This is a genomic window from Agrobacterium sp. 22-210-1 (genome assembly GCF_053522525.1).
The window spans coordinates 1,249,419-1,273,421 of sequence record NZ_JBNWCI010000001.1 but is presented as its reverse complement, the minus strand read 5'-3'; the positions used below and the strand labels follow the sequence as shown (position 1 = coordinate 1,273,421).

At 58.8% G+C, this 24,003-nt stretch carries 21 protein-coding genes; 18 read left to right on the top strand and 3 right to left on the bottom strand.

Going from position 1 to position 24,003, the window contains the following annotated elements:
• Positions 1–32: 32 nt before the first annotated feature.
• The 9 genes from ACQZ5F_RS06390 to lpxB all read left to right on the top strand — a co-directional run bounded on the left by ACQZ5F_RS06390 (position 33) and on the right by lpxB (position 9,755).
• Positions 33–776, top strand: a complete 744-nt coding sequence (locus tag ACQZ5F_RS06390) for an isoprenyl transferase (protein WP_225244364.1) — start codon at positions 33–35, stop codon at positions 774–776.
• Positions 776–1,609 (top strand): phosphatidate cytidylyltransferase, encoded by an 834-nt coding sequence (locus ACQZ5F_RS06385; RefSeq protein WP_225339879.1) that lies wholly within the window; start codon positions 776–778, stop codon positions 1,607–1,609. The genes ACQZ5F_RS06390 and ACQZ5F_RS06385 overlap by 1 nt, the downstream gene beginning before the upstream one ends.
• A 49-nt stretch (positions 1,610–1,658) precedes the next feature.
• The gene (rseP, locus tag ACQZ5F_RS06380; RefSeq protein WP_162249011.1) at positions 1,659–2,780 is read left to right on the top strand and encodes an RIP metalloprotease RseP; all 1,122 of its coding nucleotides are present in this window, start codon (positions 1,659–1,661) and stop codon (positions 2,778–2,780) included.
• 199 nt (positions 2,781–2,979) lie between these two features.
• Positions 2,980–5,304: an outer membrane protein assembly factor BamA gene (gene bamA / locus ACQZ5F_RS06375; protein ID WP_448731071.1), complete on the top strand. Its 2,325-nt coding sequence runs from the start codon at positions 2,980–2,982 to the stop codon at positions 5,302–5,304.
• Positions 5,305–5,353: 49 nt separating this feature from the next.
• On the top strand, positions 5,354–6,421 hold the full coding sequence (lpxD, locus tag ACQZ5F_RS06370; protein WP_046800229.1) for a UDP-3-O-(3-hydroxymyristoyl)glucosamine N-acyltransferase: 1,068 nt from the start codon (positions 5,354–5,356) through the stop codon (positions 6,419–6,421).
• A complete protein-coding gene (gene fabZ, locus ACQZ5F_RS06365; protein ID WP_004441570.1) occupies positions 6,414–6,881 on the top strand; it encodes a 3-hydroxyacyl-ACP dehydratase FabZ in 468 nt (155 codons plus the stop codon). Before lpxD ends, fabZ begins: the two co-directional genes overlap by 8 nt.
• On the top strand, positions 6,878–7,693 hold the full coding sequence (lpxA, locus tag ACQZ5F_RS06360) for an acyl-ACP--UDP-N-acetylglucosamine O-acyltransferase (RefSeq protein ID WP_137084154.1): 816 nt from the start codon (positions 6,878–6,880) through the stop codon (positions 7,691–7,693). The genes fabZ and lpxA overlap by 4 nt, the downstream gene beginning before the upstream one ends.
• A gap of 3 nt (positions 7,694–7,696) precedes the next feature.
• Positions 7,697–8,569: an LpxI family protein gene (locus ACQZ5F_RS06355; protein ID WP_046800227.1), complete on the top strand. Its 873-nt coding sequence runs from the start codon at positions 7,697–7,699 to the stop codon at positions 8,567–8,569.
• A gap of 4 nt (positions 8,570–8,573) precedes the next feature.
• Positions 8,574–9,755, top strand: a complete 1,182-nt coding sequence (gene lpxB, locus ACQZ5F_RS06350) for a lipid-A-disaccharide synthase (protein ID WP_137084156.1) — start codon at positions 8,574–8,576, stop codon at positions 9,753–9,755.
• 111 nt (positions 9,756–9,866) lie between these two features.
• Here the strand turns inward: lpxB and gltA are convergent, their stop codons facing one another.
• Positions 9,867–11,156, bottom strand: coding sequence for a citrate synthase (gltA, locus tag ACQZ5F_RS06345; protein ID WP_006312523.1), 1,290 nt, complete (start codon positions 11,154–11,156; stop codon positions 9,867–9,869).
• Positions 11,157–11,463: 307 nt separating this feature from the next.
• Between gltA and ACQZ5F_RS06340 the strand changes: the two genes are divergently transcribed.
• Positions 11,464–13,899 carry a ComEC/Rec2 family competence protein gene (locus tag ACQZ5F_RS06340; RefSeq protein ID WP_448731087.1) on the top strand — a complete coding sequence of 812 codons (2,436 nt, stop codon included), beginning with the start codon at positions 11,464–11,466 and terminating at the stop codon, positions 13,897–13,899.
• A 19-nt stretch (positions 13,900–13,918) separates the two neighbouring features.
• Here ACQZ5F_RS06340 and ACQZ5F_RS06335 read toward each other — a convergent pair whose 3' ends face one another.
• Both ACQZ5F_RS06335 and lexA read right to left on the bottom strand, forming a co-directional pair.
• On the bottom strand, positions 13,919–14,596 hold the full coding sequence (locus ACQZ5F_RS06335) for a glutathione S-transferase family protein (RefSeq protein WP_225339878.1): 678 nt from the start codon (positions 14,594–14,596) through the stop codon (positions 13,919–13,921).
• A 412-nt stretch (positions 14,597–15,008) separates the two neighbouring features.
• Entirely contained in the window at positions 15,009–15,731 is a 723-nt protein-coding gene (lexA, locus tag ACQZ5F_RS06330; protein ID WP_052818481.1) for a transcriptional repressor LexA, read from the bottom strand.
• Between the two features lie 212 nt (positions 15,732–15,943).
• Between lexA and ACQZ5F_RS06325 the strand changes: the two genes are divergently transcribed.
• The 8 genes from ACQZ5F_RS06325 (at position 15,944) to ACQZ5F_RS06290 (ending at position 23,993) form a co-directional block, all read left to right on the top strand.
• Positions 15,944–16,825, top strand: a complete 882-nt coding sequence (locus tag ACQZ5F_RS06325; RefSeq protein ID WP_225339877.1) for a VOC family protein — start codon at positions 15,944–15,946, stop codon at positions 16,823–16,825.
• Positions 16,825–17,670 (top strand): 3-deoxy-8-phosphooctulonate synthase, encoded by an 846-nt coding sequence (kdsA, locus tag ACQZ5F_RS06320; RefSeq protein WP_225339876.1) that lies wholly within the window; start codon positions 16,825–16,827, stop codon positions 17,668–17,670. Before ACQZ5F_RS06325 ends, kdsA begins: the two co-directional genes overlap by 1 nt.
• A 135-nt stretch (positions 17,671–17,805) precedes the next feature.
• Positions 17,806–19,080, top strand: a complete 1,275-nt coding sequence (eno, locus tag ACQZ5F_RS06315; protein ID WP_046800222.1) for a phosphopyruvate hydratase — start codon at positions 17,806–17,808, stop codon at positions 19,078–19,080.
• Between the two features lie 301 nt (positions 19,081–19,381).
• Entirely contained in the window at positions 19,382–19,699 is a 318-nt protein-coding gene (locus ACQZ5F_RS06310) for an FtsB family cell division protein (RefSeq protein ID WP_003512872.1), read from the top strand.
• Between the two features lie 153 nt (positions 19,700–19,852).
• A complete protein-coding gene (gene pdhA / locus ACQZ5F_RS06305; protein WP_046800221.1) occupies positions 19,853–20,896 on the top strand; it encodes a pyruvate dehydrogenase (acetyl-transferring) E1 component subunit alpha in 1,044 nt (347 codons plus the stop codon).
• A 17-nt stretch (positions 20,897–20,913) separates the two neighbouring features.
• Complete coding sequence (locus ACQZ5F_RS06300; protein ID WP_225339875.1) at positions 20,914–22,335, top strand: pyruvate dehydrogenase complex E1 component subunit beta; 1,422 nt, start codon at positions 20,914–20,916, stop codon at positions 22,333–22,335.
• A gap of 12 nt (positions 22,336–22,347) precedes the next feature.
• Complete coding sequence (locus ACQZ5F_RS06295) at positions 22,348–22,635, top strand: hypothetical protein (RefSeq protein WP_161991186.1); 288 nt, start codon at positions 22,348–22,350, stop codon at positions 22,633–22,635.
• Positions 22,636–22,637: 2 nt separating this feature from the next.
• Positions 22,638–23,993, top strand: coding sequence for a pyruvate dehydrogenase complex dihydrolipoamide acetyltransferase (locus tag ACQZ5F_RS06290; RefSeq protein WP_225339874.1), 1,356 nt, complete (start codon positions 22,638–22,640; stop codon positions 23,991–23,993).
• Positions 23,994–24,003 lie beyond the last annotated feature (10 nt).

Sequence of the window (24,003 nt, the reverse complement as noted above, 5' to 3'; positions counted from 1 at the left end):
TTTAATTCCGCACTGCCTGTTACTGGATCGATATGCCGACGACGACACGTTCCTCAATACCCGAGCACGTCGCCATCATCATGGATGGAAATGGGCGTTGGGCAAAACAGCGCGGTCTTCCGCGCGTGATGGGGCATCGCCGCGGGGTTGAGGCCGTGCGCGAAACCGTGCGTGCGGCCGGCGACTGCGGCATCAGCTATCTCACGCTTTTCGCTTTCTCCTCGGAAAACTGGCGCAGGCCTGAGTCCGAGGTGAGCGATCTGATGGGGCTTCTGAAGGCCTTCATCCGGCGCGACCTTGCGGAACTGCATCGTGAAAACGTTCGTGTGCGCATCATCGGCGACCGGCAGGGCCTGAAAAACGACATCCGCTCCCTTCTCGAAGAGGCGGAGCAGATGACGGCTGGCAACACCAAGCTGACGCTGGTGATCGCTTTCAATTACGGCAGCCGTGACGAGATTACCCGCGCCACTATGGCGATTGCCCGCGATGTCGCGGAAGGCCGGCTGGATGCCGCATCGATTACGCCAGAGATGATTTCGGCGAGACTTGATACGTGCGGAATGCCGGATCCGGATCTCATCATCCGCACCAGCGGCGAAGAGCGCCTGTCGAATTTCCTGCTCTGGCAGGCGGCCTATTCCGAGTTCCTGTTCGTTCCCGAATATTGGCCCGATTTCGACCGGCAGCTGTTCTTTTCCGCAATCGAGCAATATGCAACGCGTAATCGCCGCTTCGGCGCCATCGCCGAGCAGGTTGCCGTGGCAGGCGCCTGATGAGCCGTGAACTCAGACTGCGGATAGTCTCCGCAATCGTCATGGCGACGGTCATTCTGGCCGCCACCTGGTATGGCGGCATTCTGTTCCGCATCGTGGCCGGTCTTCTGGCGATCCTCATCTATTATGAATGGTCGACGGTTACCCGGCTGTCCGAAACCAATTCCACCGGCAATGCCTGGGGCTGGTTCGCGGTTGCCGTCATCGCCGGCAATACGATTTTTGGCGAACCGTCACTCGATCTGCCGCTGCTGTCAGGTTTTACGTTGACGGCAGCGCTTTTCCCCGTTCTGCGCGGCAGGAACTGGTGGCTGGTGGGCGGCATCATCTATGCCGGTCTCAGCGGCATTTCGCTGGCTGCCATTCGTGGTGACGAGTTGACCGGATTCGTCTCCATCCTGTTCATTTTTGCCGTTGTCTGGTCGACGGATATTCTTGCTTATTTCGTCGGGCGCGCCATTGGCGGACCAAAGCTCGCACCGGCGATTTCTCCCGGCAAGACCTGGTCCGGAGCGATCGGCGGCGCCGTGGCCGCGCTGATCGGCGGCGGCGCGGTATCGCTCGCCTATCACGGCAGGATCAGTCTGCTGGTACTCGGGCTCGCCTTCATCCTCTCGGTCTTCAGCCAGATAGGCGATCTTTTCGAATCCTTCGTGAAACGGCGTTTCCAGGTCAAGGATTCCAGCCATCTCATCCCGGGCCACGGCGGCTTCATGGACCGTGTTGACGGTCTTGTTTTCGCCTGCTTTACGGTATTCCTCATTGCTTTCGTGCATGCGGCGGCAACCGGCGACGTGCCCGGATCGGGCGGCGGTCTCCTGCCGGGCTTTTAAGCGGCGCGAAAGGTCACGACATAAAGGGCAGATTGTCATGAACACAGTAATGGCGGCGACCGGTTTTCTGACCGGCTACATCGTGCCCTTCATCCTGGTGCTTTCACTGCTCGTTTTCGTCCATGAAATGGGCCACTATCTCGTCGGTCGCTGGAGCGGCATCCGCTCCACCGCATTCTCCATCGGTTTCGGCCCGGAACTGATCGGCTTTACCGACCGGCATGGCACGCGATGGAAGATTTCCGCGATCCCTCTCGGCGGCTACGTCAAGTTCTTCGGCGACGAAGATGCGGCGAGCAAGCCGGATAGTTCCGGCATGTCGCATATGTCGCTGGAGGAGAGGGCGCAGACACTTGCCGGCGCAAAATTGTGGAAACGGGCGGCGACGGTTGCGGCGGGCCCTATCGCCAACTTCATCCTGGCGATCCTCATCTTTGCGGTTCTGTTCGGTGTATATGGCCGGATGATCGCCGATCCTGTTGTCGCCGAGGTGCGTGAAAACAGCGCCGCCGCAGCGGCAGGCGTGCGTCCCGGTGACCGTCTGGTGGCGATCGACAGCGAAAAAGTCATGACCTTCGAAGATGTCCGCCGTTACGTCGGCATCCGGCCGGGCACGCCGATCACCGTGACTGTCGAGAGGGCAGGCGAGGAGCTGAAGCTGCCAATGGTTCCGACCCGCACCGAGACCACGGACCAGTTCGGCAACAAGCTGGAAATGGGCATCATCGGCATCGTGACCAATCAGACCAGCGGCAATTTCCGCCATATTGAATATTCGCCGTCTGAGGCCCTGCTTGAGGGCGTGCGGGAGACGGGCCATGTCATCACCGGCACTTTCAACTATATCGGCAATCTGGTGACCGGCCGCATGAATGCCGATCAGCTCGGTGGTCCGGTGCGCGTTGCGCAGGCATCCGGCCAGATGGCAACACTCGGCATCGCCGCCGTCATCCAGCTCGCTGCCGTGCTTTCAGTGTCGATCGGACTTCTGAACCTGATGCCTGTCCCGGTTCTGGACGGTGGGCATCTGGTGTTTTATGCCATCGAGGCCATCCGCGGCAGGCCGCTCGGCGCCGGCGCGCAGGAAGTTGCGTTCCGTATCGGCATGGCGATGATTCTGGGTCTTATGGTTTTTGCAACATGGAATGATATCAGCAGCTTGATCGGCTGAGGATTGTGTTTTAACGGTTTTGTTAGGAGCTTGTTTACCTTGTTTTTATGCCGAAGTGGCGAATGAGCCACTCTGGATCACGAAGTAAACAGAATTTAACGTTCTGACTTGCTTGTAGGGGAAAAGCAGGTAAAACGACGCACATGGCCGGAGTCGGGTTCCGCCCGCTGAGGGACAACGTAAAAAGGTAAGATTTGAAATGAAGGCTGGTTCAAGATTTTTGAACGCGGTGTCGGCGGTTGCGCTGTCTGCTGGTGTTTCTTCGGTTGCGGGCCTTGGCGTGCTTGCCTCTGCTGGTGCTGCACATGCAGCCGTTATCAGCAAGATCGATGTTCGCGGGGCCGAGAGGTCCGGTGCGGACTCCGTGCGTTCCAACATCACCATTGCGCCGGGTAAAAACTTTTCCAATTCGGATATCGATGAATCGGTGAAGCGTCTTTACGCCACCGGTTACTTCTCGAATGTCTCCATGCGCGTCTCCGGCAGCACGCTGGTCGTAACCGTCAATGAGAACCAGCTGGTCAACCAGGTGGTCTTCAACGGCAACCGCAAGATCAAGGACGACAAGCTCGCCGGCATCGTGCAGACCCAGTCGCTCGGCCCGTTCAATCAGGCGATCGTGACTGCGGATATTGCCCGCATCAAGGAAGCTTACGGCGCAATCGGTCGCAGCGATGTCGAAATAACCACGCAGACCGTTTCCGTCGGTCAGGGCCGCGTGAACATCGCTTTCGTCATCAACGAAGGTGAGCGTACCAAGATCGGCCGCATCGATTTCGTCGGCAACAATTCCTATAGCGACGGTCGTCTGGCCGCCGTCATCAATACCAAGAAGTCCAACATGCTGTCGTTCCTGACACGTAAGGACGTCTATAATGAGGACAAGCTGCGCGCCGACGAAGAGGCGCTGCGCCAGTTCTATTACAACCGCGGTTATGCCGACTTCCGGGTCGTGTCGTCCGATGCTGTGCTGGACGAGTCCAAGAACGAATACACCATCTCCATCACGGTGGATGAAGGCAAGAAATACGACTTCGGTAACGTCGCTGTCGAATCGACCGTTCCGGGTGTCGATGGTTCTGAACTGCAGGGTCTCGTTGAAACCCGCCAGGGCGCCAGCTACAGCGCCAAGGAAGTTCAGCAGAGCATGGAAGCGATTTCCAAGCGCGTTGCCGGTGAAGGTTATCCCTTTGCTCGCGTAACGCCGCGCGGTGACCGCGACATGTCCGGCAACACCATCGGTGTGACCTATATCGTCGATCAGGGCGAGCGCGCCTATGTCGAGCGTATCGAAATCCGCGGCAACACCCGCACGCGTGACTATGTCATCCGTCGCGAATTCGATATTTCCGAAGGCGATGCATTCAACCAGACGATCATCACGGCGGCAAAGCGCCGTCTCGAAGCGCTGGGTTATTTCTCGAAGGTCAACATCTCGACCGCTGGCGGCAGCGCGCCTGACCGCGTCGTCATCGTGGTTGATGTTGAGGATCAGTCGACGGGTTCGTTCGGTATCGGTGCAGGTTATTCGCAGAACGACGGCGTTCTGCTTGAGGCATCCATCGAAGAAAAGAACTTCCTCGGTCGCGGCCAGTACATCCGTATCGCCGCTGGTGCGGGCGAAGACGATGCGCGCAGCTACACGCTGTCCTTCACCGAGCCGTATTTCCTCGGCTACCGTCTGGCCGCAGGTTTCGACCTGTTCAAGAGCCAGAGCCGCAGCGAAGACTATTATGATTACGACGAACAGGGCTTCGCGCTGCGTGTGACTGCGCCGATCACCGAAGACCTCTCGACGACGTTCAAATATACCTACAAGCAGCTCAACTATGATGGTGAGGGCGATTGGGAAACCGGCAGCAACCTTGCCGAACCCTACAAGGCTCTGATCCGTGGTGGCGACTGGACTCAGTCCATCATCTCCAACACGCTGAACTACAATACGCTCGACGACCGCAACATGCCGCGCGAAGGCTGGCAGGCTGCCCTGACGAACGAATTTGCGGGCCTCGGCGGCGATTCCGAATATTACAAGATCTATGCCAAGGCGCGCTTCTATTACACGCTGTCGGACGAGTACGATGTCATCGGCTCGATCACCGGTCAGGCGGGTCATGTTGTTCCGACTGGCGACAATCTGCTGGTATTCGATCAGTTCAAGTTCGGCGGCCGTCAGGTTCGCGGCTTCAAGAACGACGGTATTGGCCCGCGCATCGGTAACGACTCCATCGGCGGCACGACCTACTTCGCAGCTTCTGCTGAAGTTACCGCCCCGATGCCTGGCGTTCCGGAAGATTTCGGCCTGCGTCTGGCTGGTTTCGTCGATGCCGGTACGCTTTACGGCAACAAGGTCGCCAACAGTGCAGGTGTAAAGGATGACAACTCCATCCGCGCATCCGCTGGTATCGGCGTGATGTGGGCATCGCCCTTCGGTCCGATCCGTGTTGACTATGCTGTACCGATCGCCAAGGAAGACTACGACGAGGAACAGCGTTTCCGGTTTGGCATGTCCAACACTTTCTGATATCGGCAGTCCAGAACTGCAACTTTGAACGTTCTGGAGTTTCCGGCTAATGGAATACAACGCCTTTTTTCCGCCCCACGATGGATTGCGATTGAAAGACATCGCAGACCGTTTTGGGGCGGAACTGTCTGATGAGGCGGCAGGTGAGCGGATTATCAGGTCCGTCGCGCCGGTCTACCGGGCAAAACCCGATCAGCTCTGCTATATTCTCTCCCGCAAGAACCGCGATGAGTTGGTAAGCTGCGAGGCTGGCGCCGTCATTTGCGACGCTGCGCTGGCGAATATGGTGCCGTCTCACATTCCCGCACTGATCTCGAAAAATCCGCATACGCTTTTTGCGCAGGTGGGTGCCTTGCTGCATCCCTCCGCCATGCGTCCCGCGACGATTGCGCCGATGGAGACCGAGATTTCTCCGGCCGCCCATGTCGATCCGTCGGCGAAGCTGGAGGCGGGCGTGATCGTTGAGCCGCTCGCCGTGATCGGCGCCGGCGCTCATATTGGTGCCGGTACACGGATTGGCCCCGGTGTCATCATCGGGCCGCATGTGCAGGTGGGGCGCGATTGCACCATTTCCGGTGGTGCGAGCATTCTGGTCGCCCTCATCGGCAACAATGTGATTATCCATAATGGCGCACGCATCGGTCAGGATGGGTTCGGTTACGCTCCCGGTCCCCGCGGCATGCTTAAAATCGTGCAGATCGGCCGGGTCATCATTCAGGACAATGTCGAGATCGGCGCCAATACCACGATCGATCGCGGCACCATGGATGACACCGTCATCGGCGAAGGCACAAAGATTGATAACCAGGTCCAGATTGGTCACAACGTGCGCATCGGCCGCCATTGTGGCATCGTCAGCAAGGTCGGCATTGCGGGCAGCACCCGCATTGGCGATGGCGTGATGATCGGCGGCGCGGCGGGCGTCAATGGCCATATCACCATTGGTGATGGTGTGCAGATCGCGGCGATGAGTGGTGTTGTCGCCGATGTTCCTGCCGGCGCCCGTTACGGCGGAACGCCCGCACGTCCGATGAAGTATTTCCTGCGCGACATGGCCGAAATTCTGGCGCGCGCTGAAGCGCGTGATAAAAAAACAGGAGAAAAAAACAATGACTGAAGAAACGAAGACGACGCTCGGCGCGGCTGACATTCTGGAAGTCATGAAGCTTCTGCCGCATCGTTACCCATTCTTGTTGATCGACAAGATCATCGATATCGATGGTAACAACTCGGCGACCGGCATCAAGAACGTCACGGTCAACGAACCGCATTTCACCGGCCATTTCCCGGATCGGCCGATCATGCCGGGCGTTCTGATCGTCGAAGCCATGGCGCAGACGGCAGGTGCAATATGCGCCCGCAGTCAGGGCGAGGGCGGCCATCTGGTCTACTTCATGACAATCGACAATGCGCGTTTCCGCAAACCCGTGATCCCCGGCGATCGCCTGGAAATCCACGTCGTCAAGCAGCGTCAGCGCGGCAATGTGTTCAAATTCCATTGCGAGGCGAAGGTCGACGGCGCCCTGGTGGCGGAGGCTGATGTCGGCGCGATGATGATCCCCGAGGACCAGCAATGAGCCGGGTAGCCGCCTCGGCCAAAATTCACCCGACCGCCGTTGTCGAAGACGGTGCGGTTATCGGTGAAAATGTCGTTATCGGCGCGCTCAGCTATGTCGGCGCAAAGGTCACGCTGCACGACGACGTCATATTGCACAATCATGCCGTCGTTTCAGGCCTGACCACCATCGGCCGTGGATCGGTGATCCATCCCATGGCCGTCATTGGAGGCACCCCGCAGGCGGTTCGCCACGACGGATCGGAAACGACGCTCGAGATCGGCGAACGCTGTGTCATGCGCGAAGGCGTTACGATGAACGCCGGCAGTTCGGATGGTGGCGGCAAGACCATTGTCGGTGACGATAATCTGTTCCTTGCCAATTCGCATGTGGCGCATGATTGCCGCCTCGGCAATCACATCATCCTGTCGAACAATGTGATGCTGGCGGGCCATGTCACCATCGAAGACCGTGCTATTCTGGGCGGCGGCTGCGCCGTGCACCAGTTTACCCGCATCGGCCGTCAGGCCTTTATCGGCGGGCTGTCGGCCGTCAATTACGATGTCATTCCCTATGGCATGCTGAACGGCAATCCCGGAATTCTTGGCGGCCTCAATGTGGTCGGCATGACGCGCGCCGGCATTGAACGGGCGGATATTCACAAGGTCCGACGTGTCTACAAGCAGATATTCGAGGCTGAAGGCACAATCCGCGGCAACGCGGCGGCAATCGATCGTAATGAATATCTGGATTGCCCGCAGGCCCTCGAAGTCATCGATTTCATCGGCGCGGGCACCGACCGCGCGATCTCTTCGCCCAATCGGGGCAAGTGAGCCGTGACAGGCGGCGGGCGTCTTGCCATCGTGGCCGGTAGCGGCCAGCTGCCGCTTTATGTGGCGGCCGCGGCCCGCGAGATGGGTGAAAATCCCTTCATCGTGCGCCTGCGTGATGATTCCAGCTTCGACTGGAGCGGCTTCGACAATGCTGTCATCAGCGTGGGCGACGTGGCAGGGCTCGGCCGTTTGCTGCGTGAAAACCGGGTGGACCGCGTCGTGCTTTCCGGCGCCGTGGCTCGACGGCCGGAATGGCGGGAAATCCGCCCGACAGTCGGCATCGTGCTGAAACTGCCCTCCATCGTCCGCACCTTGCTGTCGGGCGGTGATGACGCCGTGTTGCAGATGGTGATCAAGGTCATCGGCACGATGGGCGCAAAAGTCATCGGCGCTCACGAGATCGCGCCCGGCCTGCTTGCTACGACAGGCACTTTGGGCACCCAGAAACCCACAGACGAAGACCTGCGCGATATTCGCAAGGCGGCTGAGGCGGCACTTGCGCTTGGCACGCTTGATGTCGGGCAGGGAGCGGTGTCGGTTGGCGGTCGCATCGTTGCGCTGGAAGGCGTTGAGGGTACCGATGCCATGCTTGCACGTGTTGCGGCCCTGCGTGCCGAGGGCCGCATATCGCCCCGCCGCAGGGGTGTATTGGTGAAGCTTTGCAAACCGCAACAGGATATCCGCGCCGACCTGCCGACCATCGGTATCGAAACCGTGGAGAATGCGCAGAAAGCCGGCCTGGCGGGCATCGCCGTCGAAGCGGGACGGGCGCTGGTGCTTGACCGCGACGAGATGTTGAAAGCCGCCGATCAGGCGGGCATATTTGTCTGCGGCATCGATACATCACTCGGTAGTGATATGATCGGGGAGAGATGATCGGATGACGGCGACATTAAAAGTGGCGGTTATTGCCGGGGAAGTGTCCGGCGATCTTCTGGGCGCGGATTTGATCCGCTCCGTCAAAGCTCGATATCCGGGGTCCGTCGAGCTGATGGGCGTCGGCGGCGAGGCGCTGGAAGCGCAGGGACTGACCTCGCTGTTCGATTATTCCGAACTCTCCATCATGGGCTTCACGCAAGTCCTCAAAAAATTGCCGAAACTCATCGCGCGCATCAACCAGACTGCGCAGGCGATCACCGCCGCAAAGCCGGATATTCTGCTGATCATCGACAGCCCGGATTTCACGCATCGTGTTGCGAAAAAAGTCCGCAAACAATTGCCGAATCTGCCGGTTATCAACTACGTCTGCCCCAGCGTCTGGGCGTGGAAGGAATATCGCGCCACCGCGATGTTGTCCTATGTCGATCACGTTCTTGCCCTGCTGCCCTTCGAGCCGGAGGCGATGCGGCGTCTCGGCGGCCCGCCAACCACCTTTGTCGGCCATCGTCTCAGCGTCGATCCCGATGTGATGGCGGTGCGGCAAAAGCGGGCGGAACGCTCCCTTCCGGCAAAGGGTGAAGCCAAAACCATTCTTCTGCTGCCCGGGTCGCGCTCCACGGAAACCACGCGGTTGATGGAGCCATTTAGAGAGGCCGCAAAGGCCTTTGTGGAACGCAACGGCCCAACCCGTTTCGTGTTGCCCACCGTGCCGCGTCAGGAAAACCGTATACGCGAGCTGGCGGCAACATGGCCGGAGTATATAAGGCCCGAAATCGGCATTGATTCCGCCTTCAAATGGAACGCCTTTGCGCGGGCCGATGCGGCGATCGCTGCGTCCGGTACTGTTATTCTCGAACTGGCGCTTGCCGGCGTGCCGACCGTTTCTGTTTATAAGACCGACTGGATTTTCACCATGCTCAGCAAGCGGGTAAAAACCTGGACGGGCGCGCTTCCGAACCTGATTGCCGACTACCCGGTTGTACCAGAATATCTCAACGAGGTGGTGCGGCCAGGGTCCATGCTGCGCTGGGCCGAACGGCTTGCATCCGACACCACCGAGCGGCGGGCGATGCTTGAGGGTTACGCTCTGGTGCAGCAGCGCTTGCACACCGATGTGCCTCCGGGCGAAACCGGCGCTGGCATCCTTCTCGATGTGTTTAACGCCCGCAGACAGCAAGGCTGATAGAGGCTGGCCGTCGTAGCCGTTGGCCGAACGTGTTTCTCTTACCGAAATATCCAATAAAAAAGGCCGGCGGATTTTCACCCGCCGGCCTTTGATGTTTTGATTCCCGGTTTAGCGCTTGGAAACCGGAACGTAGTCACGCTTGCCGGCGCCCGTGTAGAGCTGGCGCGGACGGCCGATGCGCTGCTGCGGATCTTCGATCATTTCGTTCCACTGTGCGATCCAGCCGACGGTGCGGGCGAGCGCGAAGAGAACGGTGAACATGGTGGTGGGGAAGCCGAGCGCCTTCAGCGTGATGCCCGAATAGAAGTCGACATTCGGGTAAAGCTTCTTTTCGACGAAGTAGGGGTCGGAAAGGGCGATCTTTTCCAGTTCCAGCGCAACCTGCATGATCGGATCGTCGGAATTGCCGGTGGCTTCCAGCACTTCATACATCGTCTTCTGCATGATCTTGGCGCGCGGGTCGTAGTTCTTGTACACGCGGTGGCCAAAGCCCATCAGGCGGAACGGATCGTTCTTGTCCTTGGCGCGGGCGATGTATTCCGGAATACGGTCAACGGAGCCGATCTCGTTCAGCATGTTGAGCGCCGCTTCGTTGGCGCCGCCGTGGGCAGGGCCCCAGAGGCAGGCGATGCCAGCCGCAATACAGGCGAACGGGTTCGCACCCGAAGAACCGGCAAGACGCACCGTGGAGGTGGAAGCGTTCTGCTCGTGGTCGGCATGCAGGATGAAGATGCGGTCCATGGCGCGGGCCAGAACCGGATCGACCTTGTAATCCTCGCAGGGCACGGCAAAGCACATGTGCAGGAAGTTGGAAGCGTAATCCAGATCGTTCTTCGGGTAAACGAAGGGCTGACCGATATGGTACTTGTACGCCATGGCGGCGATCGTCGGCATCTTCGCGATCATGCGCAGCGAAGCGACCATGCGCTGGTGCGGATCGGTAATGTCGGTCGAGTCGTGATAGAAGGCCGAGAGTGCGCCGACCGTGCCGCACATGACGGCCATCGGATGCGCATCGCGACGGTAGCCGGTGAAGAAGCGGCTCATCTGCTCATGCACCATGGTGTGGCGCGTAACGCGGGTGTCGAAGTCCTTCTTCTGCGCAGCCGTCGGCAGTTCGCCGTAAAGCAGCAGATAGCAGGTTTCCAGGAAGTCGCCCTGTTCGGCAAGCTGCTCGATCGGGAAGCCGCGGTGAAGGAGAACACCTTCGTCACCATCGATATAAGTGATCTTGGATTCGCAGGAGGCCGTCGACGTGAAACCCGGGTCGTAAGTGAAGGAGCCCGTGTGCTTGTAGAGCGTGGCGATATCGACGACGCTTGGTCCAATCGTGCCTTCCCTGACCGGGAGTTCCACCTGCTTTTCGCCAAGTGTCACTGTAGCGCTTTTTTCCGTCATACTGATCCTCCGAGAACATGCGGGTGGAGGCGTTGAGACACGCCTCGCGGTTAAGCGTCTACCGATTAGCTATATGATCCTTGCGCCGATGCCAAGCTATTCGAAGGTCAAATTGTGCATTGCGGCAAACGCAATTACGTTGCTTGCGGCTTTATCGGCCATGGCAATTCAATCTCGGTCAACGCAACATTAAAGGAAAGGATTGCAATCCTTCCCGCTGCCCTGCAAACCTGTTTCCGGTGCGGCAGGGGCGCGGCGCGGATTGCTTGGTCAAGGGGAAAAAAAGCATTTCGGATATGCCGAAACGTTGCAGGGTGGCTTGCCCGGCGCGCATGAAATCCTGTTTCCCGTTCACCGCGCCGGCGATGTTGTGGCTTATGATTTGCCCACCCTTGCTGTAAGGCGGAATCTCAAGGCAGTCATCGCCGGAAAGGTTGCCGACTGCGTCGCCGAAGAGCGCGCATTCGGCCATGATTTCCTTTTTGTTCCCGTCCTTATCGGCTGCGGCGCGATCCTGTGGTTTTCCCTTGATGTCACGCCGTCCTTGCCCGCTCTCGCAATCATATTCCTGCTTGCCGCCGGTCTGGCGCTGCTTACCCGGTATAATAACGGCCTGTCGGCGGCGGCCTGCGGCGCTGCCGCTTTTCTTCTGCTGGGCATGCTTCTGGCAGATATTGAAACCCGGCGAGCGGGAACAGTGGTGCTGGATACCCCGGTTACAACCACCATCACCGGCACGGTGGTTCGCCGGGAGGTGGATGCGCGCGGCTCCTGGCGATATGTTATTCAGCTGGCTGCGACGGAAGCACCGGCATTGTCGCGCCCGCCGACGAGAATTTCGCTGCTTTCCCGTGGCGGAGGTGAGCCGGTCGCACTTGGCGCGACCATTCAAGGCAAAGCCCGGCTGTCGCCACCTTCCGGTCCAGCCTTGCCGGGTCTGAACGACTTTGCCTTCGCTTCCTATTTCAAAGGCATAGGTGCGACCGGATTTTTCTACAAGCCGCCGCAGGCGCTGATATCACCAAAGGGAGACATGAAAGGCGAAACGCGTTGGCTGGAATGGGCGGATATGCGGCTTTATGGCCTGCGCAGCGCAATTGCAGAGCGCATCCGCAACACCATTGGCGGTGACGCCGGAGCCTTCGCCGCCTCCATTGTCACCGATGAGAGACAGGCGATCTCGGCACCCACGATGGAAGCATTGAGGCTTTCCGGCCTTGCCCATATCGTCGCCATATCCGGGCTGAACATGGCGCTCGCCGCAGGCATATTCTTTGTGGGGTTGAGGCTGACCTTCAGCCTGTTTCCTGCCTTTGCTCAGCGCTGGCCCGTCAAGAAGATTTCGGCTTTCGCGGCGCTCTTGATGACGCTCGCCTATTACCTGATTTCCGGTTTCGCCGTCTCCGCTGAGCGTGCTTGGCTGATGATGTCGGTGATGCTGATCGCGGTCCTTTTTGATCAGCCGTCGCTCAGCCTCCGCAATGTGGCTATTTCGGCTCTCATCATCCTCGGCTTTTCGCCTTCGGAAATCATGGGGCCGAGTTTCCAGATGTCGTTTGCCGCGACCATCGCGCTCGTATCCACCTATGCCTGGTGGGGCCGCCGGCGCAGCGATCACGAGCGACTGTTGATCGGACGCAGACCGGTGTGGATGACGGCGGCGCAAATGGCAGGCACTGTCATTGGCGGCGTCATCACCACATCGTTGATTGGCGGACTTTCGACGGCGATCTATTCGGCAGAGCATTTTCACCGTGTCACCACCTATGGACTTTTCGCCAATCTGGCCGCCATGCCGCTGATGTCGCTGATCGTCATGCCCTTTGGCCTGCTCGCCATGCTGCTGATGCCGTTCGGGTTGGATGCGCCATTCCTGAAGATCATGGGCTATGGCATGGCGCTCGTCATCGAAGTCGCCAATGAAGTGGCGTCCTGGGGCGGCAGCGCGGCGACGGGGCGGCCACATGAGTGGTTCATTGGCCTCGGCTCCGCTGGCTTTCTGCTGCTGACCTTGCTGCGCAGCCGGCTTGCATTGCTCGGTATTCCGCTTCTTGTCTCCGCCTTCGGCCTGTCGGCGGCCGTGGCCTATCGCGATGTCCCGGATTTGCTCATTCACGAGGAGGGTGAGTTGGTGGCGCTGCTGGAAGAGGGGAAGGTCTATACGACAAAAACGCGACCGCAGGGCTTCGTATACGACCAGTGGCAAAGAGCACTCCTGTTGCCGGAACAGCCTGTGCCACCGGTCATTCTTAAAGCGCATGCCGCAGTAACCAGTGTAGGCTTGACCGCAAAATCAAAACTTACGCCGGAGGAGATGAGGGCGGTGATGCGGCAGATGACGGCAGCGCTGAAAGATGCGCAACCCGGCGTCTTCACCTGCAGCAAAGGCATATGGTGCGTGGCGCGCGCCAGGAGCGGGGAGTGGATCGTCGTTCTGGAAGATGGCCGGTTTGCCGGAAAAGCCTGCGATATCGCCGATATTGTCGTCGTTTCCCGCAGGACCTCGTTTTCAAAATGCCGCTCAGGAGCGCTGTTGCTGAACCGCGATACTTTGCGGCGTACAGGTTCGGTAGAAATAAACTTTGCCGGCAGCGATCAGTCTGCGGTCGTCGGACGACTACGCGCAGCGATTGCCGGGGCGAACAGGCCATGGAGCGAGCACCGCTACTACGACTGGAAAAGCGACCGCTTCGAATACGAGGTGCCGGAACCGGTCAGGCAGTTGCTGACGGCATCGCAATAAACGCCGTCAGCAGTGATATTCAGACCTTCACGCGCAGATCGTCAGTCAATGCGCCAATGCCGCTGATTTCCTGTTCATGCGCCGCATCGCGCCAGATCTCCTTCAATCCGGCCTCATACCACTCACGCATGGCGGGCAGGGTGAGCAGCCGATCGCAATAGACTTTTGCCGCAGGTGAAAGATCGGCGCCATAGGTCTGGAAACGGAACGCCACCGGGCAGAAAAAAGCATCGACCGCCGTGAATTTCTGACCGGCAAGATAGGGACCGCCGAATTTTGTCAGACCTTCGCTCCATAGCGCATCGATGCGCTTTATGTCTGCCGCAAGCCCGGCATCGCCACCCTTCGGCTTGACCCGAATACCGACAGACATGGGATAAAGATTGCGCAGTGAGGAAAAGCCGGCATGCATTTCGCTCGCCGCCGAACGCGACCATGCCCGCGCCTGCTTGTCGCTCGCCCAGACGCCCTGGTGCCGTTCTGCGAGATATTCGGCGATCGACAGCGTTTCCCATATCGTCACGCCATCATCGACAAGGCAGGGCACCTTGCCGGTCGGCGAGAAGCTGGAAAAGGCGACGCCTTCGCCAAACGGAACAAGTTTCTCATCAAAGGCGATACCGAGCGTGCGCATCAACACCCACGGCCGCAGCGACCATGAGGAGTAGTTCTTGTTGGCGATATATAGATCGTACATGGCTTATCTCCCGGATATGACGCGCATTTCTATACCTGTCGGGGCATGATGGAATACCGAAAATAATCCATGGCACCCATAAGTCGCGTTGATGAATGACGGGGGCTTTGCACCGAGTATCACCATTCGATGGCAGCGCCAGGCCAGCCGCATCCCCCAGTGTAAACGAACTCACGCAACCAGACGTCCACGGCATATGACGCAGCGGCGACAACAGGCCGGGGGCAAGGCCGTAACAACGATATCCATATGAAACTGGAACTGATCTTTACCAGACAGAATCTGTATGTGTGTGGGAAGCATAAGATTGCCCGACACTCGCATGGTCAGCCGAATTCCGGAATTGCCGTCATCTTCGACAGGAGCCGTCTCATGACGACGCCTGTCTTGAGAGGATCACGGTTAAATCAGATCAATGGTAACGGCGTATAAGTCCGACCAGTTTGCCCTGAATTTTTACCCGATCAGGCCCGAAGATACGGGTTTCATAAGCGGGGTTGGCCGCTTCCAGCGCGATGGAAGCGCCCTTGCGGCGGAAACGCTTCAGCGTCGCTTCCTCGTCATCCACCAGTGCCACGACGATATCGCCCGGATTGGCGGTATTGCTGTTGCGGATGATGACGGTATCGCCGTCGAAAATCCCGGCCTCGATCATCGAATCGCCCTTAACTTCGAGCGCGTAATGTTCACCCGAACCCAGCATGTCGACCGGCACGGCAACATCATGCGTATTGTTCTGAATGGCGGAAATCGGCACGCCGGCGGCGATGCGACCCATGACCGGAACGGTGACCGCGCCGCCGAGATCGTTGGCGGGCGCCTTGGGTGCCGGTGCGGGTTCTGGCGCCTTCGGCTTTCCGAGGCTGCCTTCGATGACGCTTGGCGAAAAGCCGCGCTGCGGCCTCGCGCCCGGCGCATAGGCCTCCGGCAGCTTGATGACTTCCAGCGCCCGCGCCCTGTTAGGTAGCCGGCGAATAAAGCCGCGCTCTTCGAGGGCGGTAATCAGCCGGTGGATGCCGGATTTGGAAGCAAGATCGAGTGCGTCCTTCATTTCATCGAAGGAGGGCGGCACGCCGGACTCTTTCATTCGTTCATGAATGAAGAGAAGCAATTCCTGCTGTTTGCGCGTGAGCATGAGGAAAACACCCTTGAGAATCGTCGTTGAAGTCGCGAAACAAATACAGAACGAACACTATATGTTCCATATGTGTTCCGCAATCCCCTAAAATTTCGTGAAGCTGCTATCTGTTGTTTTGATGATTTGCCTGAAAGCACGAAATTGTGCTTTTCTGCCTTCCTAACTGTTCCGGCATGGCCATGCCGCATGCGACAGCAGGAAGCAGGGAAATGACGAAACCGTACCGCATCGACCATCTCGTACTGCCTGTCGAGCACATCGACGTCGCAGAAAATCGCCTTGGAAACCTGGGATTTACAGTAGCGCCAGCGGCTCTTCACCCGTTTGGCACGCAGAATGCCTGCGTTTTTTTCGCCGACGGCACGTATCTGGAGCCTCTCGTGATTGCTGATCCGGCTAAATATAATGCCTCGATTGGCCGGAAAGATGTGTTTACCGGGCGGGATCAGGCCTTCCGGAAACATGCCGGAGGGGAGGGATTTTCCGCACTGGTCGCTGCAACGCAGGACGCTCTTGGCGATCATGACCGATTCGTAGCCTCAGGCCTCTCGGCCGGAAATGTCTTTGAATTTTCGCGGCCAGTCAAAATGCCGGATGGTTCGCAGAGCGAGGCGGCTTTTCGGCTGGCTTTTGCAGCCAGTGGTTCCTCGGCGGATTTCTTTCTGTTCAGCTGTCAGCGGTTGCAGGCCTTGCCAGGCGACCGCGCGGCGCTGGAACGCCATGCCAACGGCGTTTCCGGCCTCAACGAGATCGTGCTGTTTTCCGGTGGTGATGCGAATGCCGTGCAGCTGATCGAAACTGTGTTTGGCTGCGACGGAAAGGTGTCTCCGAATGGTGATGTGGTTTTCGCAACCGGCAATGCCCGGATAAGATTGACGCGGAAGCCGGTCTTTGACGGACTGGCCTTTAGTGTTCCCGAGGAGGGCGGTGGCGGATTGCGCGGCGCAGGCATCGTCTTTTCCGTTCGCGATCTTGCCGTGACACAGGCGGCACTTGCTGCTAATGGCGTGTCCAGCGCAGAAGCGGGCGGCCGGCTGGTGGTGCCCGCAGCGCCCGGTCAGGGTGTTGCCTTCGCCTTCGAGGAAAAATAATGAGCGTTACGAACAATCTCAAAGTCACCGCCGGCGATGGCGCCAGCAAGGTTTCCTTTTCCAATACCGAGCGTTTTTCGCTGATTGCCGGCCCCTGCCAGATGGAAAGCCGTGAACATGCCTTCATGATTGCGGGTGTGCTGAAGGAGCTTTGCGACAAGCTTGGAATTGGCCTCGTTTACAAATCCTCCTTCGACAAGGCGAACCGCACCTCGCTTTCCGGCAAGCGCGGCATAGGCCTTGACAGTGCGATGCAGGTTTTCGCCGATCTCAAGAAGGAATACGGTTTTCCTGTTCTGACCGACATTCACACCGAGGAACAATGCGCCATCGTGTCCGAGGTGGTGGATGTGCTGCAGATTCCGGCATTCCTCAGTCGCCAGACCGATCTTCTCGTCGCCGCCGCGAAAACCGGCCGCGTCATCAACGTCAAGAAGGGCCAGTTTCTGGCGCCCTGGGACATGAGGAACGTGCTGGCCAAGCTGAATGAAAGCGGCAACCCGAATGTGCTTTTATGCGAGCGCGGTGCGTCCTTCGGTTACAACACGCTGGTCTCCGACATGCGCTCGCTGCCGATCATGGCCTCGCTCGGCGCGCCTGTTGTCTTTGACGCCACCCATTCCGTGCAGCAGCCGGGCGGGCAGGGCGGCTCCACCGGCGGCCAGCGCGAATTCGTCGAGACGCTTTCGCGAGCGGCGGTGGCGGTTGGTGTCGCCGGCCTCTTCATCGAGACCCATGAGGACCCGGACAATGCGCCTTCCGACGGCCCCAACATGGTGCATCTGAAGGACATGCCGAAACTGCTGGAAAAGCTTCTGGCCTTCGACGCCATCACGAAAGCGTAAGAAACGGGTGCTACTCGTGCCAATCGATTTTAATGGCGGGCGCTCTGTTTCTGCCGCCCGCCGTCATTGTAATTTCTTCGCCATCGTCTAAGACAGGCGACGGAAAATATCTGTTCCATTCCCAAGGGAGAGACCATGACTGCCATTACCGATATCATCGCGCGCGAAATTCTCGACAGCCGCGGCAACCCGACCGTTGAAGTCGATGTTTACCTCGAAGACGGCTCCATGGGCCGTGCGGCCGTTCCCTCCGGCGCCTCGACAGGCGCACATGAGGCGGTTGAGCTGCGCGATGGCGGCAAGCGTTATCTCGGCAAGGGCGTGGAAAAGGCGGTTGAAGCCGTCAATACGGAAATCTTCGACGCTATCGGCGGTTTCGACGCTGAAAACCAGATCCAGATCGACCAGACGATGATCGCGCTTGACGGTACGCCGAACAAGTCGCGCATCGGCGCCAACGCCATCCTCGGTGTGTCTCTCGCGGTCGCCAAGGCTGCTGCCGAAGCCTCCGGCCTGCCGCTTTACCGTTATGTCGGTGGCCCGAACGCGCATCTGCTGCCGGTTCCGATGATGAACATCATCAATGGCGGCGCACATGCCGACAACCCGATCGACTTTCAGGAATTCATGATTCTGCCGGTTGGCGCGGAAAACATCCGCGAAGCCGTGCGCATGGGCTCGGAAGTGTTCCATACGCTGAAAAAAGAACTGTCCGCACAGGGCCACAACACCAATGTCGGCGATGAGGGCGGTTTTGCACCGGGTCTCGAAAGCGCGCCGGCTGCGCTCGATTTCATCATGAAGTCGATCGAAAAGGCCGGTTATCGTCCGGGCGAAGACATGTATATCGGCCTCGACTGTGCCTCGACCGAATTCTTCAAGAACGGAAAATACGTGCTTGAAGGTGAAGGCCGTACGCTGGAGCCTGGCGCAATGGCGGAATATCTCGCCGAACTCGTTGCCAAGTATCCGATCATCTCCGTCGAAGACGGCATGGCTGAAGACGACTGGGACGGATGGAAGGCTCTGACCGATCTCGTTGGCAACAAGTGCCAGCTGGTCGGCGACGATCTCTTCGTCACCAACTCCGCCCGCCTTCGCGATGGCATCAAGATGGGTGTTGCAAACTCCATCCTCGTCAAGGTCAACCAGATCGGTTCGCTTTCCGAGACGCTGGATGCGGTCGAGACCGCGCACAAGGCCGGTTACACCGCCGTCATGTCGCACCGTTCGGGTGAGACGGAAGATTCCACGATCGCCGATCTCGCCGTCGCGACGAACTGCGGTCAGATCAAGACCGGCTCGCTTGCCCGTTCCGACCGGCTCGCAAAGTACAACCAGCTGATCCGCATCGAGGAAATGCTCGGCCCGCAGGCTGCTTACGCCGGCCGTTCGATCCTGCGCGGGTAATTCGCGTTCAGGTTTGAATATGTGGCCCGCTGTCTGGCGGGCTAAGGTTGGTGAAATAGCTGTCAACAGATGAGACGTCATCCTCGGGCTACCCGAGGATCCACTCCGGTCCGCTCATGGATCCTCGCCTTAAAGGCGAGGATGACTGCGGTGAGGGGCGGGTCTCCCGGCAATCCAGCCCGCCCTCCGGCGGGCTTTTTTTATGCCCATTTGCCGATCGCAATTTAAGGTCAACGGATAGTTAAACAATCCGCTTTAGTCTCGAGACTCAAGGTTATGCGTTTTAAGGCTTCTCTGCGGCATGTGGACCAGACATCATAAAAAGAGACGATTCGGCCGTTTGATCGTTCCGGCCATCACGATCGCTTTTCTTTCCTATTTCGGCTATCATTCCATCCATGGCGACTTCGGCCTTCAGGCGACGGAGCGGCTGGAGCGGCAGCGTATCGCCAGAACCGCAGAGCTTGCAAAGCTGACGCAGGCGCGTGTAGCGCTGGAGCGGCAGGTGGAATTGCTGAGTGACGGCTCGCTGGAACGAGACATGATCGATGAAATTTCCCGTTACCAGCTAAATATGTCCCGCACGGACGAAATCGTCATCATGAACACATATTTCTAATTAACCGAAATCAGGTTAATTTAACATTTGTGATTTATTCACAGCATCTTAGCGTGAATATGTGCCATGCGTTTAAAGCATTGCTGCATGGCATTTTCTTGCATATGGTACGCGCCAATCTATCCATTCAAACGGCAACTCAGGGAGGGATGAATGGCGCCGCGAAAACCAGCGACCGTATCCGGCCGCAAGACCACGGCAAAGGCTGCAACCGAATTCACCGGCAAGAACAGCCCGGACTTCTCGAAGGAAGACGAACTTCACGCTTATCGTGAAATGCTGCTCATCCGCCGTTTCGAAGAAAAGGCCGGCCAGCTCTATGGCATGGGCTTTATCGGTGGTTTCTGTCACCTCTACATTGGCCAGGAGGCCGTCGTCGTCGGCATGCAGATGTCGCAGAAGGAGGGTGATCAGGTCATCACCGCCTATCGTGACCATGGCCACATGCTGGCTCTCGGCATGAGCGCTCGTGGCGTCATGGCCGAACTGACCGGCCGCAAGGGCGGCCTGTCGAAGGGCAAGGGCGGCTCCATGCACATGTTCTCCAAGGAGAAGCATTTCTATGGCGGCCACGGCATCGTCGGCGCACAGGTTTCGCTTGGAACCGGTCTTGCCTTCGCCAACCGTTATCGTGGCAACGACAATGTTTCCGTGACCTATTTCGGTGATGGCGCTGCCAACCAGGGCCAGGTCTATGAGAGCTTCAACATGGCTGCTCTCTGGAAACTGCCGATCATCTATATCGTTGAAAACAACCGCTATGCGATGGGCACCTCGACCGCCCGCGCCACCGCCCAGTCGAATTATTCGCTGCGCGGCCAGTCTTTCGGCATTCCCGGCATCCAGGTGGATGGCATGGATGTGCGCGCCGTCAAGGCCGCCGCCGACCAGGCACTGGAATATTGCCGCTCCGGCAAGGGTCCGATCATCCTGGAAATGCTGACCTACCGTTACCGTGGTCACTCCATGTCCGACCCGGCGAAATACCGTTCCAAGGACGAAGTGCAGAAGATGCGCTCCGAACATGACCCGATCGAGCAGGTCAAGGCGCGGCTTCTGGAACAGGGCTGGGCAAGCGAAGACGAACTCAAGGCCATCGACAAGGATGTCCGTGATATCGTCGCCGACAGCGCCGACTTTGCCCAGAACGACCCAGAGCCGGATGCGTCCGAGCTTTACACCGACATTCTGCTCTGATCGGGAAAGGGAACCCCATGCCAGTAGAAATTCTTATGCCCGCCCTTTCCCCGACCATGGAGGAAGGCACGCTTTCCAAATGGCTTAAAAAGGAAGGCGACAAGGTCACATCCGGCGACGTGATTGCCGAAATCGAGACCGACAAGGCGACCATGGAAGTGGAAGCTGTGGATGAAGGCGTGATCGGCAAGCTGCTGATCGATGCCGGCACCGAAGGCGTCAAGGTCAACACGGCTATTGCCGTGCTTCTTCAGGACGGCGAAAGCGCCGACGACATTTCTTCCTCCGTGAAGAAAGAAGAGCCGAAAGCCGAAGCCGCAAATTCCGGTTCTGATGCCGCCGGCGGCAAGACCCGCGAAGCTGCCGAAGAGCCGAGCGTTGCCAAGGAAGCCGCCAAGGTTCCGGCAGCACCGAAGATCGAAGTCGCAGCCGATCCGGACATTCCGGCAGGTACGGAAATGGTGATGACGACGGTGCGTGAAGCGCTGCGCGACGCCATGGCCGAAGAAATGCGCGCCGACGAAAAAGTCTTCGTCATGGGTGAAGAAGTCGCCGAATATCAGGGCGCCTACAAGATCACCCAAGGTCTGCTGCAGGAATTCGGCGAGCGCCGCGTCATCGATACCCCGATCACCGAGCATGGTTTTGCCGGTATCGGCGTCGGCGCTGCGATGACGGGCCTGCGGCCTATCGTCGAATTCATGACCTTCAACTTCGCCATGCAGGCGATCGACCAGATCGTCAACTCGGCGGCAAAGACGCTTTACATGTCGGGCGGCCAGATGGGCGCGCCGATGGTGTTCCGCGGTCCGTCCGGTGCTGCTGCCCGCGTTGGCGCGCAGCATTCGCAATGTTACGCCGCATGGTACAGCCATATTCCGGGCCTCAAGGTCGTCATGCCTTACACGGCAGCCGATGCCAAGGGCCTGCTGAAAGCAGCTATCCGCGATCCGAACCCGGTCATCTTCCTGGAAAATGAAATTCTCTACGGTCAGAGCTTCGAAGTGCCGAAGCTGGATGATTTCGTGCTGCCGATCGGCAAGGCGCGCATTCACCGCAAGGGCAAGGACGCGACCATCGTTTCCTTCGGTATCGGCATGACCTATGCGATAAAGGCGGTTGCGGAACTCGAAAAGCTTGGCATCGATGTCGAACTGATCGATCTGCGCACCATCCGTCCGATGGATCTGCCCACCGTCATCGAATCGGTCAAGAAGACCGGTCGCCTGGTCACGGTCGAGGAAGGTTTCCCGCAGTCGTCGGTCGGTGACTTCATCGCCAACCAGGTCATGCGCGCCGCTTTCGATTATCTCGATGCGCCGATCCTGACGATTGCCGGCAAGGACGTTCCGATGCCTTACGCGGCAAACCTCGAAAAGCTGGCTCTGCCCAACGTCGATGAAGTCGTTCAGGCCGTCAAAACCGTCTGCTACAAATAAGGGGAGATGATTTTGAGTGTCATAAAACAAATCCTCCCGGCAACCGAAAATTGGTACCGTGTTTTAGGGACCAAAGACGCGCCTTTGTTCGAGCGGGTAATCTTCTGGGCCGTCGTCAACGACGGTGATGGCGATGTTGTCGCCGGTGTTCCGCGTGAGGATATCGGCGTTATCGGTGCAGTCGGCGAATGGCTCGTCGACGTTGCCGGATACATCGAAATTACACCGTCACAGGTGGATTGGCTCATGGAACATCCTGAAGACCTGGAAGATTTCAATCTCGTTTGGGGGGAGGCCTAGTCATGCCTATCAACATCACCATGCCTGCCCTTTCTCCCACCATGGAAGAGGGCAATCTGGCCAAATGGCTGGTCAAGGAAGGCGACAAGGTCGCACCCGGTGACGTGATCGCCGAGATCGAGACCGACAAGGCGACCATGGAAGTGGAAGCCGTGGACGAAGGCACGGTTGCCAAGCTGGTTGTTCCGGCCGGCACCGAAGCCGTCAAGGTCAACGCCCTGATCGCCATCCTCGCCGCCGATGGCGAGGATGTGGCCGAGGCGGCAAAGGGCGGCGATGCCGCTCCGGCCAAGGCGGAAGCACCGAAGCAGGAAGCCGTTAAGGCCGAAGCACCGAAGGAAGACGCTGCTCCTGCCAAGGCTGAAAAGCCGGCCGCCGATCAGGCGCCCGCATCGTCCACGCCGGCACCGGTTGCAAAGTCCGGTGAGCGCATCTTTGCTTCGCCGCTTGCGCGTCGTCTTGCGAAAGAAGCCGGTCTCGATCTTTCGGCCGTCTCCGGTTCCGGACCGCATGGTCGCATCGTCAAGACCGACGTGGAAAAGGCTGCCGCTTCCGGTGGTGCGAAAGCCGCTCCGGCAGCAGCAGCTGCTGGCGCTCCGGCCCCGGCCCTCGCCAAGGGTCAGTCGGACGAAGCGGTTCTCAAGCTGTTCGAACAGGGCTCCTACGAGCTGGTGCCGCACGACGGCATGCGCAAGGTCATCGCCAAGCGTCTGGTCGAATCCAAGCAGACGGTTCCGCATTTCTACGTTTCCGTGGATTGCGAACTGGATACGCTTCTGGCGCTGCGCGCCCAGCTCAACGCGGCTGCTCCCGAAAAGGACGGCAAGCCGGCCTACAAGCTTTCGGTCAACGACATGGTCATCAAGGCGCTGGCGCTTTCGTTGCGTGACGTGCCTGATGCCAACGTCTCCTGGACGGAAAGCGCCATGGTCAAGCACAAGCATTCGGATGTCGGCGTCGCCGTTTCCATTCCGGGTGGCCTGATCACGCCGATCATCCGCAAGGCGGAAGAAAAGTCGCTCTCCACCATCTCCAACGAGATGAAAGACTACGGCAAGCGCGCCAAGGAGCGCAAGCTGAAGCCCGAGGAGTATCAGGGCGGCACGACCGCCGTGTCCAATATGGGCATGATGGGCGTCAAGAGCTTCTCCGCCGTTATCAACCCGCCGCATGCCACCATCCTGGCGGTTGGCGCGGGCGAGGAACGCGCTGTCGTGAAGAACGGTGAGATCAAGATCGCCACTGTCATGACGGTCACGCTTTCCACCGACCACCGCTGCGTCGATGGCGCGCTCGGAGCCGAGCTGATCGGCGCCTTCAAGCGCTACATCGAAAACCCGATGGGCATGCTGGTTTGATCGGAGAGTG

Coding starts and splice junctions, on each gene's coding strand:
- ACQZ5F_RS06390 (WP_225244364.1), top strand. CDS start 33: ATGCCGACGACGACACGTTCCTCAATACCCGAGCACGTCGCCATCATC.
- ACQZ5F_RS06385 (WP_225339879.1), top strand. CDS start 776: ATGAGCCGTGAACTCAGACTGCGGATAGTCTCCGCAATCGTCATGGCG.
- rseP (WP_162249011.1), top strand. CDS start 1,659: ATGGCGGCGACCGGTTTTCTGACCGGCTACATCGTGCCCTTCATCCTG.
- bamA (WP_448731071.1), top strand. CDS start 2,980: ATGAAGGCTGGTTCAAGATTTTTGAACGCGGTGTCGGCGGTTGCGCTG.
- lpxD (WP_046800229.1), top strand. CDS start 5,354: ATGGAATACAACGCCTTTTTTCCGCCCCACGATGGATTGCGATTGAAA.
- fabZ (WP_004441570.1), top strand. CDS start 6,414: ATGACTGAAGAAACGAAGACGACGCTCGGCGCGGCTGACATTCTGGAA.
- lpxA (WP_137084154.1), top strand. CDS start 6,878: ATGAGCCGGGTAGCCGCCTCGGCCAAAATTCACCCGACCGCCGTTGTC.
- lpxB (WP_137084156.1), top strand. CDS start 8,574: ATGACGGCGACATTAAAAGTGGCGGTTATTGCCGGGGAAGTGTCCGGC.
- gltA (WP_006312523.1), bottom strand. CDS start 11,156: ATGACGGAAAAAAGCGCTACAGTGACACTTGGCGAAAAGCAGGTGGAA.
- ACQZ5F_RS06335 (WP_225339878.1), bottom strand. CDS start 14,596: ATGTACGATCTATATATCGCCAACAAGAACTACTCCTCATGGTCGCTG.
- lexA (WP_052818481.1), bottom strand. CDS start 15,731: ATGCTCACGCGCAAACAGCAGGAATTGCTTCTCTTCATTCATGAACGA.
- ACQZ5F_RS06325 (WP_225339877.1), top strand. CDS start 15,944: ATGACGAAACCGTACCGCATCGACCATCTCGTACTGCCTGTCGAGCAC.
- kdsA (WP_225339876.1), top strand. CDS start 16,825: ATGAGCGTTACGAACAATCTCAAAGTCACCGCCGGCGATGGCGCCAGC.
- eno (WP_046800222.1), top strand. CDS start 17,806: ATGACTGCCATTACCGATATCATCGCGCGCGAAATTCTCGACAGCCGC.
- ACQZ5F_RS06310 (WP_003512872.1), top strand. CDS start 19,382: ATGTGGACCAGACATCATAAAAAGAGACGATTCGGCCGTTTGATCGTT.
- pdhA (WP_046800221.1), top strand. CDS start 19,853: ATGGCGCCGCGAAAACCAGCGACCGTATCCGGCCGCAAGACCACGGCA.
- ACQZ5F_RS06300 (WP_225339875.1), top strand. CDS start 20,914: ATGCCAGTAGAAATTCTTATGCCCGCCCTTTCCCCGACCATGGAGGAA.
- ACQZ5F_RS06290 (WP_225339874.1), top strand. CDS start 22,638: ATGCCTATCAACATCACCATGCCTGCCCTTTCTCCCACCATGGAAGAG.